Source organism: Leisingera sp. M527 (genome assembly GCF_025141525.1).
Lineage (GTDB): Bacteria > Pseudomonadota > Alphaproteobacteria > Rhodobacterales > Rhodobacteraceae > Leisingera.
On the sequence record NZ_CP081037.1, the window covers coordinates 2,221,413 to 2,237,098 of the forward strand.

At 63.5% G+C, this 15,686-nt stretch carries 14 protein-coding genes; 6 read left to right on the forward strand and 8 right to left on the reverse strand.

The window, feature by feature from the left end; translation table 11 throughout:
• The first annotated feature begins 222 nt into the window (after positions 1-222).
• From K3555_RS11065 to K3555_RS11080, 4 genes are read left to right on the forward strand one after another with little or no spacing between them, the layout of a single operon-like run.
• Complete coding sequence (locus K3555_RS11065) at positions 223-855, forward strand: glutathione S-transferase family protein (RefSeq protein ID WP_260005064.1); 633 nt, start codon at positions 223-225, stop codon at positions 853-855.
• A gap of 10 nt (positions 856-865) precedes the next feature.
• Positions 866-2,077 carry an acetyl-CoA C-acetyltransferase gene (locus K3555_RS11070; protein ID WP_260005066.1) on the forward strand — a complete coding sequence of 404 codons (1,212 nt, stop codon included), beginning with the start codon at positions 866-868 and terminating at the stop codon, positions 2,075-2,077.
• The gene (locus tag K3555_RS11075) at positions 2,077-2,562 is read left to right on the forward strand and encodes a cupin domain-containing protein (protein ID WP_260005076.1); all 486 of its coding nucleotides are present in this window, start codon (positions 2,077-2,079) and stop codon (positions 2,560-2,562) included. The genes K3555_RS11070 and K3555_RS11075 overlap by 1 nt, the downstream gene beginning before the upstream one ends.
• Positions 2,559-4,760: a 3-hydroxyacyl-CoA dehydrogenase NAD-binding domain-containing protein gene (locus tag K3555_RS11080; protein ID WP_260005078.1), complete on the forward strand. Its 2,202-nt coding sequence runs from the start codon at positions 2,559-2,561 to the stop codon at positions 4,758-4,760. Before K3555_RS11075 ends, K3555_RS11080 begins: the two co-directional genes overlap by 4 nt.
• Positions 4,761-4,858: 98 nt before the next feature.
• Here the strand turns inward: K3555_RS11080 and K3555_RS11085 are convergent, their stop codons facing one another.
• The 3 genes from K3555_RS11085 to K3555_RS11095 form a co-directional block, all read right to left on the reverse strand.
• The gene (locus K3555_RS11085) at positions 4,859-5,539 is read right to left on the reverse strand and encodes a Hint domain-containing protein (RefSeq protein WP_260005080.1); all 681 of its coding nucleotides are present in this window, start codon (positions 5,537-5,539) and stop codon (positions 4,859-4,861) included.
• Positions 5,540-5,649: 110 nt separating this feature from the next.
• Positions 5,650-6,315 carry a sulfotransferase family protein gene (locus K3555_RS11090; RefSeq protein ID WP_260005081.1) on the reverse strand — a complete coding sequence of 222 codons (666 nt, stop codon included), beginning with the start codon at positions 6,313-6,315 and terminating at the stop codon, positions 5,650-5,652.
• 174 nt (positions 6,316-6,489) lie between these two features.
• Positions 6,490-7,413, reverse strand: a complete 924-nt coding sequence (locus tag K3555_RS11095) for a DMT family transporter (protein WP_260005082.1) — start codon at positions 7,411-7,413, stop codon at positions 6,490-6,492.
• Positions 7,414-7,489: 76 nt separating this feature from the next.
• Here K3555_RS11095 and K3555_RS11100 point away from each other — a divergent pair, with 76 nt between their 5' ends.
• Both K3555_RS11100 and K3555_RS11105 read left to right on the forward strand, forming a co-directional pair.
• Positions 7,490-9,118, forward strand: a complete 1,629-nt coding sequence (locus K3555_RS11100; protein WP_260005084.1) for an AMP-binding protein — start codon at positions 7,490-7,492, stop codon at positions 9,116-9,118.
• Positions 9,119-9,223: 105 nt separating this feature from the next.
• On the forward strand, positions 9,224-10,234 hold the full coding sequence (locus tag K3555_RS11105) for a hypothetical protein (protein ID WP_260005086.1): 1,011 nt from the start codon (positions 9,224-9,226) through the stop codon (positions 10,232-10,234).
• A 211-nt stretch (positions 10,235-10,445) separates the two neighbouring features.
• Here K3555_RS11105 and K3555_RS11110 read toward each other — a convergent pair whose 3' ends face one another.
• From K3555_RS11110 to K3555_RS11130, 5 genes are all read right to left on the reverse strand, one after another.
• Positions 10,446-11,768: an SPOR domain-containing protein gene (locus K3555_RS11110; protein WP_260005091.1), complete on the reverse strand. Its 1,323-nt coding sequence runs from the start codon at positions 11,766-11,768 to the stop codon at positions 10,446-10,448.
• Between the two features lie 184 nt (positions 11,769-11,952).
• Complete coding sequence (gene upp, locus K3555_RS11115; RefSeq protein WP_027259330.1) at positions 11,953-12,585, reverse strand: uracil phosphoribosyltransferase; 633 nt, start codon at positions 12,583-12,585, stop codon at positions 11,953-11,955.
• Between the two features lie 90 nt (positions 12,586-12,675).
• A complete protein-coding gene (locus K3555_RS11120; RefSeq protein WP_260005092.1) occupies positions 12,676-13,887 on the reverse strand; it encodes a phosphopentomutase in 1,212 nt (403 codons plus the stop codon).
• Positions 13,887-15,191 carry a thymidine phosphorylase gene (locus K3555_RS11125; protein WP_259999494.1) on the reverse strand — a complete coding sequence of 435 codons (1,305 nt, stop codon included), beginning with the start codon at positions 15,189-15,191 and terminating at the stop codon, positions 13,887-13,889. Before K3555_RS11125 ends, K3555_RS11120 begins: the two co-directional genes overlap by 1 nt.
• Positions 15,191-15,583: a cytidine deaminase gene (locus K3555_RS11130; RefSeq protein ID WP_259984878.1), complete on the reverse strand. Its 393-nt coding sequence runs from the start codon at positions 15,581-15,583 to the stop codon at positions 15,191-15,193. The genes K3555_RS11125 and K3555_RS11130 overlap by 1 nt, the downstream gene beginning before the upstream one ends.
• Positions 15,584-15,686 lie beyond the last annotated feature (103 nt).

The following is a 15,686-nucleotide window of genomic DNA, read 5'->3' on the forward strand; positions in this document are numbered from 1 at the left end:
AAAGATGAAGGCGAAAGAGTGCCCCTGCCCCCAAGGACAGCGCCAAATGGGCAGGGACGTCTTCAGCTTTCACGGCCATCGGCTCTCCAGCCTGTACCGCAGGTCCAAGATAGCAAACAGGAGGATGCGGCGGGTTAATGCTGCATCATCTTTCCAAAAATACTCCACGGGGGCGCGGGGGTGTGAAACCCCCGCTCCGCCAGCAGACACAGGGAACAGCAGATGACAATAAAACTGCATTGCTTCGGCGAAAGCGGTCATTCCTATAAGGCGGCACTGGCGCTGGAGCTGTCGGGCCTTGCCTGGGAACCGGTCTTTGTCGATTTCTTTAGCGGCGCGCACCGCACCGACGATTACCGCGGCCTGAACGTGATGGCCGAGGCGCCGGTTCTGGTGGACGGCGATGTGTGCCTGTCGCAGTCCGGCGTGATCCAGCAGTACATCAGTGACAAGACCGGCAAATTCGGCGGCGCGCCAGAAGACAAATACGAAGTGCTGCGCTGGATCCTGTGGGACAATCACAAAATGTCCAGCCAGGCAGGCATGACCCGCTTCCTGATCAACTTCCTGCCGGAAAAACACCGGCCGCCGGAAGTGATCGCTTTCATGCAGGGCCGCCTGAAAGCAGCATACGCCACATTGGAACACCATCTGAAGGGGCGCGAGTGGATTGCGGGGGAGGACCTTAGCAATGCCGACATCAGCTGCTGCAGTTACCTGTATTATCCCGAACCCTTCGGCTTTGACCGGGCTGACTGGCCCAATATCGACGCCTGGCTGACCCGCATCAGCGCGGTTCCAGGCTGGAAACACCCCTATGATTTGATGCCCGGCAACCCGTCGGACCGGGCGTGAGGAGAGCAAAATGACTGATGCATATATCTATGACGCCCTGCGGACCCCGCGCGGCAAGGGACGCAAAGACGGCTCCTTGCATGAGGTGACCTCGGTCCGCCTGTCGGCCCTGACGCTGAACGCGATAAAGGAGCGCAACAACCTGGAAGGCCATGCGGTTGAGGACGTGATCTGGGGCAATGTCACTCAGGTGATGGAACAGGGCGGCTGCCTGGCGCGCTCGGCTGTTCTCGCCTCGGACTTGGACGAGCGTATTCCCGGCCTGGCGATCAACCGCTTCTGCGCCTCTGGCATGGAAGCCGTTAACCTGGCCGCCAACCAGGTGAAGGGCGGCGCGGGCGATGCCTATATCGCAGGGGGTGTTGAGATGATGGGCCGGGTGGCCATGGGCTCGGACGGCGCAGCAATTGCCGTGGACCCGAGCCTGGCGATGGACACCTATTTTGTGCCGCAGGGCATTTCCGCGGATATCATCGCAACTGAGTATGGCTTTACCCGTGATCAGGCCGATGCACTGGCGATGGAGAGCCAGCGCCGGGCCAAAGCCGCGTGGGACGATAACCGCTTTGCCAAATCGGTGATCACGGTGCGCGACCAGAACGGGCTGGCGATCCTGGATCACGACGAATACATGCGCCCCGGTACCGACATGCAGGCGCTGGGATCGCTGAACCCGGCGTTCCAGATGATGGGCGAGCATATGCCCGGTTTCGACAAAGTGGCGATGATGAAATACCCGCATCTTGAGCGGATCAACCATATCCACCATGCGGGCAACTCATCCGGTATTGTGGACGGCGCCGCGGCCTTGCTGATCGGCAACAAGGAATTCGGTGAGAAGCACGGGCTGAAACCGCGCGCCCGGATCAAGGCGACCGCCAAGATCGGCACTGACCCCACCATCATGCTGACCGGCCCGGTGCCGGTGACCGAGAAGATCCTGGCCGACAACGGCATGAAGATCAGCGATCTGGATCTGTTTGAGGTGAACGAAGCCTTTGCCTCCGTCGTGATGCGCTTCCAGCAGGCATTTGATGTGGATCCGGAACTGGTCAACGTCAACGGCGGCTCCATTGCCATGGGCCACCCGCTGGGTGCGACCGGCGCGATCATCATCGGCACCCTGCTGGATGAGCTGGAGCGTCAGGACAAGGAAACCGGTCTCGCCACCCTTTGCATCGCCTCGGGCATGGGTGCTGCCACCATCATCGAGCGCGTCTGATGCCGAAGCTGGACCTTTCCCAACTGCCCTGGCGCAGCGGATCGGGCTATCCCGGTAAGCTAGCGGCCTCGACTGAAGGCCGCAGCGTGCAGCCCTTGGGCGACCCCGGCGGCCTCACCCAATACGGGGTCAACATCGTGCGGCTGGAGCCGGGCGCGGCCTCGTCATTGCGCCATTACCACATGGAGCAGGACGAGTTCGTTATGGTGACCGAGGGCACCTGCACCCTGATCGACGATCAGGGCGCGCATGAGATGCTGCCCGGCGATTGCGCCACCTTTCCAGCGGGGGACGAGAACGGCCACCATCTGGTGAACCGTTCCGATAAACCCGCGGCGTTTCTGGTGGTCGGCACCCGCACCCCGACAGAGACCGGCTATTACAGCGATTTGGACATGATGGTGAAATTCGCAGGCGGCGAGTTCACATTCACCCGCAAGGACGGCAGCCCCCTGACGGCTGACCAGACCGGAGAAGACACATGAGCGATTTCAAATACAACGTGGACGCAGACGGCGTCGCAATCATCACCTGGGACGCCGAGGGCAAGTCCATGAACGTCCTCACCCGCGAGGCCTTTGGCCTGGTGGAGGAATACGTGGACCGCGCGCTGGAGGACGAGGGTGTCAAAGGCATTGTGATCACCAGCGGCAAGAAGGACTTTGCCGGCGGCATGGATCTGAACGTGCTGGCAACCATCCGCGAGGAATCCGGCGAAAACCCGGCGCAGGGCCTGTTCGACTTCACCATGGGCGGCCACCGCATCCTGCGCAAACTCGAACTTGCCGGCATGGACCCCAAGACCAAGAAGGGCGGCAAGCCGGTGGCCTGCGCCATCAACGGCACCTGTGCCGGCATCGGCACCGAAATTGCACTGGCCTGCCATCACCGGGTAATGACCAGTAACCCCAAGGCCAAGATCGGCCTGCCGGAAATCATGATCGGCATCTTCCCCGGCGGCGGTGGCACCACGCGGTACTCCCGCATGGTGGGTGCCATGGCGGCAGCGCCTGTGCTGCTGGAAGGCAAGATGCTGGACCCGAAGAAGGCCAAGGGCGCGCAGCTGATCGACGCGGTTGCAGATGATGCGCTGGCCGCAGCCAGGGACTGGGTGCTGAATGCCAAACCTGCCGATCTGGTCAAACCCTGGGATGCCAAGGGTTACAAGATGCCCGGCGGCGCGCCGTATCACCCCGCTGGTTTCATGACCTTTGTCGGTGCCTCGGCGATGATCAACGGCAAGACCCAGGGCGCCTTCCCCGCGGCACAGGCACTGCTGTCGTCGATCTATGAGGGCGCGCTGGTTGACTTCGACACCGCGCTGAAGATCGAAGCGCGCTGGTTCACCCATGTGCTGATGAACCCGTCGTCCTCGGCGATGATCCGCAGCCTGTTCCTGAACAAGCAAGCGCTGGAAAAAGGTGCCGTGCGTCCCAAGGATGTGCCGGATCAGTCGGTGAAGAAGATCGGCGTGCTGGGGGCAGGCATGATGGGCGCTGGCATCGCGCTGGTCTCGGCCCAGGCCGGCATGGAAGTTGTTCTGATCGACCGCGATCAGGAGGCTGCCGACAAGGGCAAGGCCTATTCTGCCGCCTATATGGACAAGGGCATCAAGCGCGGCAAAGCGACCGAGGAAAAGAAAGAGGCGCTGCTGGCGCAGATCACCGCCACCCCGGATCTGGACGTGCTGAAAGGCTGCGACCTGATCATCGAAGCAGTGTTTGAGGACCCCGGCGTCAAGGCCGAGATGACCCAAAAGGTCGAAGCGATTATCCCCGAAGACTGCATCTTTGCCTCCAACACCTCGACCCTGCCGATCAGCGAACTGGCCAAGGCATCGAGCCGGGCGGATCAGTTCATCGGCATCCACTTCTTCTCGCCGGTTGAGAAGATGTTCCTGGTGGAGATCATCAAGGGCAAGGAGACCGGCGACCGCGCGGTGGCCAAGGCGCTGGATTATGTGCGCCAGATCCGCAAGACGCCGATTGTGGTCAATGACGCGCGGTTCTTCTACGCCAACCGCTGCATCATCCCTTACATCAACGAAGGGGTGCGGATGATCGCCGAGGGTGTCAGCCCGGTGCTGATCGACAACGCTGCGCGCCAGCTGGGCTTCCCGGTTGGGCCGATCCAGCTGACCGATGAGACCTCGATTGATCTGGGCGCCAAGATCGCGCGGGCCACCAAGGCGGCGATGGGCGATGCCTATCCCGAAAGCCCGTCGGATGATCTGATTTTCTGGATGGAAGAACAGGGCCGCCTGGGCCGCAAGGCCAATGCCGGCTTCTTCGACTACGACGACAAGGGCAAACGGGTTGAGTACTGGAAAGGCCTGCAGGAGAAATACCCGCAGGCGCCCGAACAGCCCGAGCTGATCGAAGTGCAGGAACGGCTGATGTTTGCGCAGGTGCTGGAAGCGGTGCGCGCACTGGAGGAAGGTGTGCTGATGGACATCCGCGAAGGCGACGTGGGCGCGGTTTTGGCCTGGGGTTTTGCCCCTTGGTCCGGCGGCCCCCTCAGCTGGCTGGACATCATCGGTACGCCTTATGCAGCTGAACGCTGTGATCAGCTGACCGCGAAGTACGGCGAACGCTTTGCCTGCCCGGATCTGCTGCGCGACATGGCGAACAAGGGCCAAAGCTTCTATGGCCGTTTCGACCCGGAGAAATCCGCCGCCGCCTGACGGCAACGGAAAACACAAAACGGCCAGGGCATTCCCTGGCCGTTTTTATTGCTCCGAATGGAGTGCCGTCCGCTTAGCCTAGCGGCGGATGTTTCCGCTCAGTTCAGCGGCTGCTGATGCTGGGCTGCAGCCGGGGCTGCGCCAGGTGCGTCCCAGGATTCTTCCCCGGCCATCATCGACAAGACCAGGCCGCGCGCCTCATCCGGCGGAAGCACACGGTAAGTGCCTTCTTCGGTAAAGATACGCCCGCACATCAAGTTGACCGGGGCGGCTGCGAAACCCAGCATTCCGGCTTCCAGGTAAATCACCTGATCCTGGGCAAACCGCGGCGTGACCAGCTCCAGCTGCGCGCCGGGATGCATCCGGCGGATACCCCGGTAGCCCTCCAGCGCGGCGGCGGGCACGACGGCAAAGGGATCGCCCTGAACATCCTCCACCAGATCGCTCTCCAGCAGCACGCCCTGATCCGGCATCAGCCACAGCGGCACCCGGTTCATCAGCGCATCACGCGGCACCAGCAGCGGACAGCGGGCCGGATCCAGATCCCCGTCGCCCGGAATGATGGTTTCGCGCTGCAGTTCCACAACTGTTTGCATACCATGATCAAATGTCAGCACCTTGTCGCCCGGCGTCAGCGCTTCAACCGGGCGCCAGCCCAGGTTCGAGGCCATGTGGGTGCCAGCCAGAAACCCGCCCTGCCCGACGGAAACCAGTGGAAAACCGCTGTTCAATGCCCGTCCCAGCGGGATTTGCGAACGTTTCAGAAGCCAATCCAGCATCCGGTTTCCTTTCCTGCGGCCCAGGCCTTCCCAGGCTGGCCTCAACTCTCACGCCTTGGCAAATCCCCGTTGGCCGATCCGCCCCGGGGCCGCAAAAGCGCCTTTCCTAGTCACCTGGATAGAGGGGAATCGTTAAAAGAGTATTCAAATTGCGCGATATCCTGCGCGCAGGCCTTTGCCACGGCCCCGGCTGCACGATCATCGTAATAGGCCCGCCAGTCCCGCTGCCGGCCGCTGTCATTGACTCGCGGCAGGTCCAAGGAAAATCCCAGATGGCTGAACAGAGGCTGCGCATCGTCGTGAAAATGCTCCAGCCGGATGTAAAGCCGGCACTGCTCTGCCCCGTCCGCGTGGCGCATGTATGAGGCCGCCGGGCTGCCGCGGAACGCGCTGATGATCTCCGGGTGCTGCACAAAGCCGCGGAACTCCAGATCTTGTGCCAGACGGATTGCCGGGTGGTTGAAGTTCTGCCCGCGCAGCCAATGGTAATAGCTCACCGCCCGGTCCCACGGGTTGCGCACCAGGGTAAAGGCGAACAGCGACCGCAGTGCCGGATCCGGCACCAGCCCTTCGATGTCAGCCAGCGTCGAGTGTTTCCACAGCCGCCCGCGTGTCTGCGCGTCCTTCAGACGGCGGCGGCGTTTCAGCGCTTTTGGGGTGTCCCCCAGCATCATGTCATTGGCCATGGCGCGCGCCTCCAACGCCAGGGCCAGCGCTGTTCCGCCGGTCTTGGGGATATGGATAAAGACGTATTTGCGGCCCGGAGACAGGATCATGAGCCGACCCTAGGCCATTGATCCGCAGTTGGAAATGCTGATGTGCACGGGTCTGCAGACCGCCCTGCCCCGGTGAACGGCAGACCCAAAGCAACCCCGGCCCATTTCACCTTTGCGCAAATACTCCGGGGTGAATTGGCCCTTAGGGCCAAGAGGGGCAGCGCCCCTGCCCGGCTACCTTGAGCGCACCGCAATGGTGGTGCCAGCGGCAATGATCAGGGTAATCCCCAGCATCTGCCAGATGTTCAGCGCCTGGCCCCAATAGGCCCAGGCAACACCCGGCCCGACAATCATCACCGAATATTCAAACACCGCCACAAAAGACGCCTCGCCCAGCTGATAGGCCTTGGTGATCAGGAACACGCCGCCAACTGCCGCGCAGCCCTGCAGCAGGATCAGATGCGAGATTTCCCACAGCGGCCAGACCCAGCCGCGGGTGACAAAACCATCGGCGCCAGCGGGCACCGCTTGCGGCCAGATTTCCAGCCCGGTGAGCAGCACCGCCCCCAGTGCGCCCTGCACCAGCAGATAGATGAACAGCATCGCCACCGTGCTTTCGCCCTGGCAGTAAAGGCCGGTTGCCAGCGACCCTAATGCGTAGAACAGCCCGCCTGCTACCGGCACCAGGATCAGCCAGTTAAAGGCTGCCGGGTCGGGCTGCAGCACCATCAGCACCCCGGCAAATCCAAACAGCACGGCACCGATGCGGACCCAGCCGATCCGCACTTTCAGAAACAGAACCGAGATAAGCACAATGATGATCGGCGAGGTGAACAGCCCCGCCAGCGCCTGTGCGATCGGCATCAGCGCGACAGCAGCAAAGTAGAACACCATCGCCACCGCAACCAGCACCGCCCGCAGCAGCACCGCCCCCATCCGGCGCGGCGCCAGCCCGCCCAGCCCGGCCCGCGCCATCAGCCACAGGAACGGCAGCGCGACAAAACTTCGCAGCAGGTAGAACTGCCCCAGCCCGATCTGTTCGGCCATCAGCGGGACCGCATTGTCGGTAATGCCGATAATCAGCATGGCTGCCAGCATGGCGTGCGCGGCTGCCGTCTGGCTGCCGGTCTCTGCGGAAAGGGTCGCTGTTTGTTTCATACCCTTCCCATTGCCCGCAACTTTCCGCAATATCTGTTCTCTAAACGACACCAAAGTGATTCAGGGGAGGAAACTGATGGGGTGGATGGCGGATGAAACCGGTCTGGAGAAGACCGCCGCGAATTATGTGCCGCTGACACCGCTGTCGCATCTGCAGCGGGCGGCGCAGGTGTTCCCGGAGCATCTGGCGGTAAGCTATGGCAAGCACCGCAAAACTTATGCCGAATACCACGACCGCTGCAGCCGGCTGGCCTCGGGGTTGGTCAAGCTGGGGGTAAAGCCCGGCGACGTGGTGGCCACCTTGCTGCCGAATATCCCGGCCCAGGCAGAGGCGCATTTCGGCGTGCCCGCCTGCGGCGCGGTCTTGAACACCATCAATACCCGGTTGGACGTGGGTACGGTCTCCTATATTTTTGACCACGGCGAAGCCAAGGCAGTGCTCGTTGATCCGCAGTTCCTGGAACTGGCCGAAGCCGCCGTCGAGGAAATGGACGGTCCGGCCCCGGTTTTGATCGAAGTGGCAGATGATCAGGCCACCTGGCACGCCACCGGCCGGCATATGGAATACGAGGCGCTGCTGGCGAGCGGCGACCCTGATTTCGCCTGGATCATGCCCGGGGATGAATGGGAAAGCCTGGCGCTGAACTATACCTCCGGCACCACCGGGCGGCCCAAGGGTGTGGTTTACCACCATCGCGGCGCATACCTCATGACCACCGGCACGGTGATCTCATGGCGGATGGTGCTGCATCCGGTCTATCTGACCATCGTGCCGCTGTTTCACTGCAACGGCTGGAACCACACCTGGATGATGCCGGTCGTGGGCGGCACCCTGGTCTGCTGCCGCGATGTCACCGCGCAGAACATCTATAACGCCATCCACTATGAGGGCGTCACTCATTTCGGCGGCGCGCCGATTGTGCTGAACATGCTGGTCAATGCGCTGGACGAAGAGCGCCGCACCTTTGACCATACGGTGGAGGTCTTCACCGCAGGCGCCCCGCCAGCGCCCGCAACCCTGTCCAAGATCGAGGATCTGGGCTTTAACATCACCCATGTTTACGGGCTGACCGAAACCTATGGCCATGTCACCGAATGCTACTGGAAGGCTGCTGAATGGGACGGGCTGGACAAGGCCGGCATTGCCGCCAAGAAATCCCGCCAGGGCGTCGCCATGCCGATGCTGGAGCCGGTGGTGGTGCGCGACAGCGACCACAACGTGCTGCCGATGGACGGCCAGAGCCAGGGCGAGATTGCCTTGCGCGGCAATGTGGTGATGAAAGGGTATCTGAAGAACCCGGAGGCCACGGCAGAGGCGTTCAAGAACGGCTATTTCAACTCCGGCGACCTGGCAGTGCAGCACCCCGACGGCTACATCCAGATTGCTGACCGGGCCAAGGACATCATCATCTCGGGCGGCGAGAACATCTCCTCGGTCGAAGTGGAGGGGGTGCTGATGGCGCATCCGGATGTGCTGCTGGCAGCGGTCGCCGCGATGCCGGACGACAAATGGGGCGAGGTTCCTTGCGCCTTTGTCGAGTTGAAAGCCGGCGCCAAGGAAGACGCGGCAGCATTGATCGCCTTCACCCGCGAGACGCTGGCGGGCTTCAAGGCGCCTAAGAAAGTGGTGTTCCTGGAGCTGCCGAAAACCTCCACCGGCAAGATCCAGAAGTTCGAACTGAGGAAAATCGCCAAGAACCTGTAATTTTTCACGGCGAAACAGCATCCAGGGGCAGCAAAGCAATTTGCTGCCCCTGTTTTATGTGATTATTCTGGCGGCAACGATAAGAACGGGGGCCGGGCTGGCTGCATGACGGCATTGAGGGAATTTGAGCGGCTGGAGGCTGCGGGCTTGTGGCGCGCGGACCGGGAGGCGCAGCGGCGGGATGTGATTATCTCGCTGGGCGATGCGACGCTGACCATCGCCAGCATGAATGACCTGCCGCTGGCCCATTGGTCGCTGGCAGCGGTCGAGCGCGCCAACCCCGGAGCGTTCCCGGCCCTGTTCCACCCCGATGGCGACCCCGGCGAGACGCTGGAACTGGGTCAGGATGAAACCGCCATGCTGGAGGCGATAGCCCGGGTGCAGAACGCCATCGGCCGTTCCCGCGCGCGGCCCGGGCGGCTGCGGGCTGTCAGTATCCTGAGCACCTTTGCGCTGGTGCTGGCGCTGCTGGTTTTGTGGCTGCCTGGTGCTGTCACCCGGCATGCTGTCAGCGTGGTTCCTGACATCAAGCGCAAGGCCATCGGCCAAGCCTTGCTAGGCCGGATCGAGCGGGTCTCGGGGCCGGCCTGCGCGACGCCCGAAGCCGCTCCGATCCTGCGGGATCTGGCAGCGCGCACCGGGGTGCGGCAGCTGGCGGTGCTTCGCTCAGGCATTCCCGGCAGCCTGCATCTGCCTGGCGGCATCGTGCTGCTGAACCGGTCGTTTGTTGAGGATTTCGAGGATCCGGCAGTTGCGGCCGGCGCCATCCTGGCGGAACGCGCCCGGGCTGAGGCCAGCGACCCGATGTTCGAACTGCTGGAGGCCGGCGGTGTCATGGCCGCCTTCAAACTGCTGACCACGGGCGAGCTGGACCGCGCTGCCCTGGATGCCTATTCCGAGGCCACCCTGGCCAGTCCGCGCCCGGCACTGCCGGATCAGGTGCTGCTGGCCGAGTTCGCCCGCGCAGCGCTGCCCTCCTCGCCTTATGCCTACGCGCTGGACATCACCGGCGAGACGGTGCTGGGGCTGATCGAGGCGGACCCGATGGCAGGCCGCGACCAGAAGCCGCTGCTGAATGACCGCGACTGGGTTCAACTGCAGAACATCTGCGGCTAGACCCCCGGTTTGGGGTCCCGGCGCGATACGGGCAGCGCAGTTGTTCAATCAGAAACTGGAGCAGCTGCAGCACTAAAGACAAAGCCCGCCCCTGATGCTGTCAGGAACGGGCTGTTATGCGCTCATTGGTGCATTTCGCCTTCGGGCCACAGGGGGTGCCAGCCGTAATTGCAGAGGCCGGGACAGGCACTGCCCCGCCCCTGCCCCGATGTTATTTACTGATCCGAGCGCCGGTGAAACCAGCATTGCGGGCCTTAGCCAAGGCTGCGGCGGCTTGGTCATCGGCTAGAAACGGGCCCGCCAGAACCACCTTGTAGGGCTGTCCCTTGCGGCTGACCGCGCCAAGGCGCACCGGCAATCCGGCAGCGGCAAGCCGCTGTGCCGCGGCCTTGGCCTGACCGGCGTCGGCATAGGTTGCGGCGCGAATATACCGCCGCGGTGCGGCCTGCTGCGGCACCGCCGCATCCGGTGCCGAGCGGGAGGATAGGCGCAGGCCCGACGGCTTCGCTTCGGCCGGGCTGCGGCGCACATTGCGCGGCAGTGTCAGCGTGGCACGATCCAATGGCAGCTGCACCAGGCGGCGCGGCACCCCATTGGTCCAGATCTGCGCCATCTGCGCGTCGCCCTCGGGCGTGCGCACGCCGCGCATCGCGTTCAAGCGGCCATCCTCACGTTCCACTGTCAGATAGCCGGCCGGGGCCTGGGCAAAACCGGTCACCACTGCCGGACGCACGGTACGCACCGCACGCTGCGGGTTCAGCCGCCCGTCGGTCCAGACCGGGCGATAGCCTTCGGGCACCGTGAAACTGTTGCTGAGGCGGCGGTCCTGGTAGATGTGCGTCTGCACCACACGTGTATTCGGGGTGAGGCGCAGAGAGGACTGCGCGCCGCTGTCCTGCCCGCCGTAGGTCACCGGCGAAACAGTTTGCGGGCCGCAGCGCGCACCGGTGGCATTGGAGTACTGGCGGCTGATATCAGATAGCCCGGCGCAAGCACCGCTGCCCGCAGGCTGCACTGCTGCCGGAGCAGGCGCTGCCGGGGCTGGTGCCGGGGCCGGTGCTGGCTTGGGCGTCACACGCACGACCCTTTTGACTGCCGGTTTCGGCAATGGCGCCGGAGCGGCTGCAGGCCGGGCGCTGGTGGATTGCGGCGTGCGGCGCGGTTTGGCCGTGGTGACAACCTTGGGGGCCGCGGCGCCCGCATTCGATTGCGCCGGTTGCTGGCCCGGGTCAAGGGTGATCAGTTCCGGTGCCGGGGCTGCCTGCTGCGTCCGCGTGGCGCCCGCCAGCTTGGTTGGTGCATAGCCGCAGATCTGCTTGCGCGAGCGGGAAACCCGCGGCACCCAGGTGACATTGCCGTCAATGCCAGCACGGATGTAGACGCAGCCGCGGCTGTCCACATATTGCTTGCCCGTGTAGGAGGCAGGCGGAAATTCGGCGGGCGGGCTGGTTTCACGCAGGGTTTGCGCCTGTATACCTGCTGCCCCGGTTGTCCCCGCGATGATGGCCAGTGCAATAATTCTAGTTATTTTCATTCCTGAGCCCCACAAAATATGGCTGCAGGATGCCTGAATCCGGCCTGTGAGTAAAGATTCTGCGGCAACAATAAGGCCGCACGGCGGCAATTTTTGCGCAAATTGGAACTTGTTTTTCTGCCGCGGGCGGCAGTCGGGCATTCCGGCCAAGGCAATCAGGGGCGCCCTGGCCGGTGCGTTCAGATCATTTAGTGCCGAACATCCGGTCGCCGGCATCGCCCAGACCGGGCAGAATGTAGCCCTTCTCGTTCAACTGGCGGTCCAGCGAGGCGGTGACGATCGGCACATCCGGGTGCGCTTCCTTCATCCGCGCAACACCCTCGGGCGAGGCCAGCAGGCACAGGAAGCGGATGTTGTTGGCGCCGGCCTCCTTCAGCAGATCAATGGCCGCAGCTGAGCTGTTGCCGGTGGCCAGCATCGGGTCCACCGCGATCACCAGCCGGTCTTCCAGCGCTTCAGGCGCTTTGAAGTAATATTGCACCGGTTCCAGGGTTTCCTCGTCCCGGTAAAGGCCGACAAAGCCGACACGGGCCGAGGGGATCAGCTCCAGCACCCCGTCCAGCATACCGTTGCCCGCACGCAGGATCGACACCAGCGCCAGTTTCTTGCCGGCCAGGATCGGCGCGTCCATTTCCTCCATCGGGGTTTCGATGTTGGTTGTGGTCAGCTCCATTTCGCGGGTGATTTCATACGCCAAGAGCTGGGTAATCTCGCGCAGCAGGCGGCGGAAGCCGGCCGTGGATGTGCCCTTGTCCCGCATCAGGGTCAGCTTGTGCTGCACAAGCGGGTGATCAACAACGGTCAGGTGGTCGGTCATGGGGCACTCCTATGGTCTGTTAGCGGCGGTTCTGTTTGCAGCGCTTTTACGGGCCTGGCCGCGGCTGGCAAGCGGGTTTTGACCATAAAGTCAAAGAAAGCTCTTGCCAGGCCCCTCGGCCGGGACGTTCAAACGGGCCGCAATAGAGGCGCCCACATCGGCGAATTTGACCTGCCCGACGGGGCCGGCGTCAAGCCCTGCGATCAGAACCGGCACCTGTTCGCGGGTGTGGTCACTGCCGGGCCAGCTGGGATCATTGCCGTGATCAGCGGTGAGCACGAGCATGTCATCCGGTCGCAGCTTTGCCAGCAGCCGGCCCAGTTCCGCGTCGAACCACTCCAGCGCGCGGGCATAACCGGCGATGTCGCGGGTGTGGCCGTACATGCTGTCGAACTCAACAAAGTTTGCAAATGTCAGACTGCCCTCCTCTGCCATCTCCACTGCATCAAAAAGATGCTGCATCAGCTTGGCATCAGAGCCTTTTTCCAATGTATCGATGCCGGACATAGAGAAGATATCACCGATCTTGCCGATGGCATGGACCTTGCCGCCGGCGTCCTGCACCCAGTTGGTCAGCACAGGTGCCGGCGGGGTGATCGCATAGTCGCGGCGATTGGTTGTGCGGATGAACCCGTCCTCTGCCGAGCCAAGGAAAGGCCGCGCAATAACCCGTCCCACCTTCATCGCGTGCAGGCGCGGAGCGATGGATTTGCACAAGGCCAGCAGGCGGTCGAGGCCAAATGTTTCTTCATGCGCGGCGATTTGAAAGACACTGTCGGCAGAAGTGTAGCAGATCGGCTTGCCGGTCCGCATGTGTTCGGCGCCAAGATCGTTTAGGATCACCGTGCCGGAGGCGTGGCAATTGCCGAGGATGCCATCGGTGCCGGCCTGCTCCGCCACAAAGGCCGTCAGGTCTTCGGGGAAGGACGGCGCTTGATCGGGGAAGTAATGCCAGCCCCAGGGCACCGGCAGGCCCGCCAGCTCCCAATGACCTGACGGCGTGTCCTTGCCGCGGCTGAGTTCGCGGGCACAGCCCCAACGCCCTTGCGGCTCCGCGTCCAGTCCCGGAAACGGCACCGAGGACGCCAGCCGCATCGCTGCGCCAAGACCAAGGCGTTCCATGCTGGGTACGTGCAGCGGGCCGCTTCTGCCCGCCTCGGCCTCACCTGCAGCACAGGCCTGGGTGATATGGGCCAATGTGTTGGCGCCGAGATCCGGCAGATCGCCGTTGAAGAACGTCCCGGCGTCCGGCGCGCCGCCGATACCGGCGGAATCCATCACAATCAGGAAGGCACGGGGCATCAGGAGATCCTTTCGTGAACCAGCGGCGGCAGCGCATCCGGCGCATCGCCGATGGCAATGGCGGCCAAGAGGGAAGCCTCGGCCATATCTGCCGCATCATCGCTGGCCGCGTGAATGCGGGCCAGGATATCCCCTGCCCCGACCTGCTGCCCCAGGCGGGCAATGTCAGAGATGCCAACGCCGGGATGGATTTTGTCGCTCTCCACCATGCGGCCGCCGCCAAGCCTGACAACTGCCAGGCCCAGGGCTTCGCCGTTCATCGCTGAGACATAACCGGCGATTGGCGCTTTCACATCACGCACGACCTCTGCGCCCGGCAGATGATCCTGCCATTTGGCCGCGAAATCCGCAGGGCCGCCCATGGCGGCAATCATACGGGCAAACCGCTCTGCCGCGCGGCCATCGGCAAGGGTTGCGGTGATCTTTGCCGCGCCATCCCCTGCATCGGCAGCCAATCCGGCATGGGCCAGCAGATCGCCGCCCAGAACCGCGGAAATCTCGGCCAGGGGGCCAGCCGCCTGCCCTGTCAGAACCCGCATCACCTCGGCCACCTCCAGCGCATTGCCAAGGGCGGGCGCCAGCGGCTGGTTCATGTCGGTGATCAGCGCCGAAGTGCGGCAGCCGGCGGCATTGGCGGTATCGCACAGCGACTGCGCCAGCGCACGGGCGTCATCGGCGGTTTTCATAAAGGCGCCGGAACCGATTTTCACATCCAGCACCAGCGCATCCGGGCTGGCGGCGAGTTTTTTGGACAGGATCGAGGCGGTGATCAGGTCGAGGCTGTCCACCGTCGCGGTCACATCCCGGATCGCATAAAGCCGCTTATCCGCAGGTGCGATGCGCGCAGTGGCGCCGGCAATGGCGCAGCCCATGTCCTGCATCATGTGGCGCAGGTGGTCTTCGCTGACGCTGATGGAAACACCGGGGATCGATTCCAGCTTGTCCAAAGTACCGCCGGTGTGGCCCAAGCCGCGGCCCGAAATCATCGGCACATAGGCGCCGCAAGCCGCCAGCGCAGGCGCCAGAAGCAGCGAGACACAGTCCCCCACCCCGCCGGTGGAGTGTTTGTCCAGAACCGGCCCGTCCAGATCCCATGTCAGCACATCACCGGTGTCGCGCATCGCCAGCGTCAGGGCGCGGCGGCCCTCGACGCTGAGGCCCTGCAAGCAGACCGCCATGGCAAAGGCGCCGGCCTGCGCGTCCGAGACCGCGCCGCTGGCCAGCCCTTCGGCAAACCAGCGCAGTGCGTCTTCGCCCGGTGTTTCACCGCGCCGGAGCGTTGCATTGATGGCGCGGGCGTCCATCAGCTGCGCTCCATATGGTCCGCGTCAAAAGCGCCCGGCAGCAGATCGCCGATTGTGGTGTCCTTCTCGGCGCCGTCAGTGGTTGCCAGGGTCACTTTCACCTCGCCTGTGCCAAACTCTTTGAGCTTCTGACGGCAGCCGCCGCAGGGCGGGATCGGAGTGGGGCAGTCGGCGATCACATAGACCTCTGCCAGTTCTTTCTCGCCTGCGGCCACCATGGCGGCGATGGCGCCGGCCTCGGCGCAGGTGCCCTCCGGGTAGGCGACGTTTTCAACATTGCAGCCAACGTAGATCTGGCCGCTGGACGAGCGGATTGCAGCGCCAACCTTGAAATTGGAGTACGGCGCGTGGGCGTTTTCGCGGACGGCGGTTGCGGCGGCTTTGAGGCTCATGGGTGTTTCCCCGGTTTTTGATCATCTGGTCAGAATGTCGCAGCCTAGCTGATATGCCCCGCAGAGCGAAAGCCCTGCTCTGCAGTTCACGTGGTATCCCAGC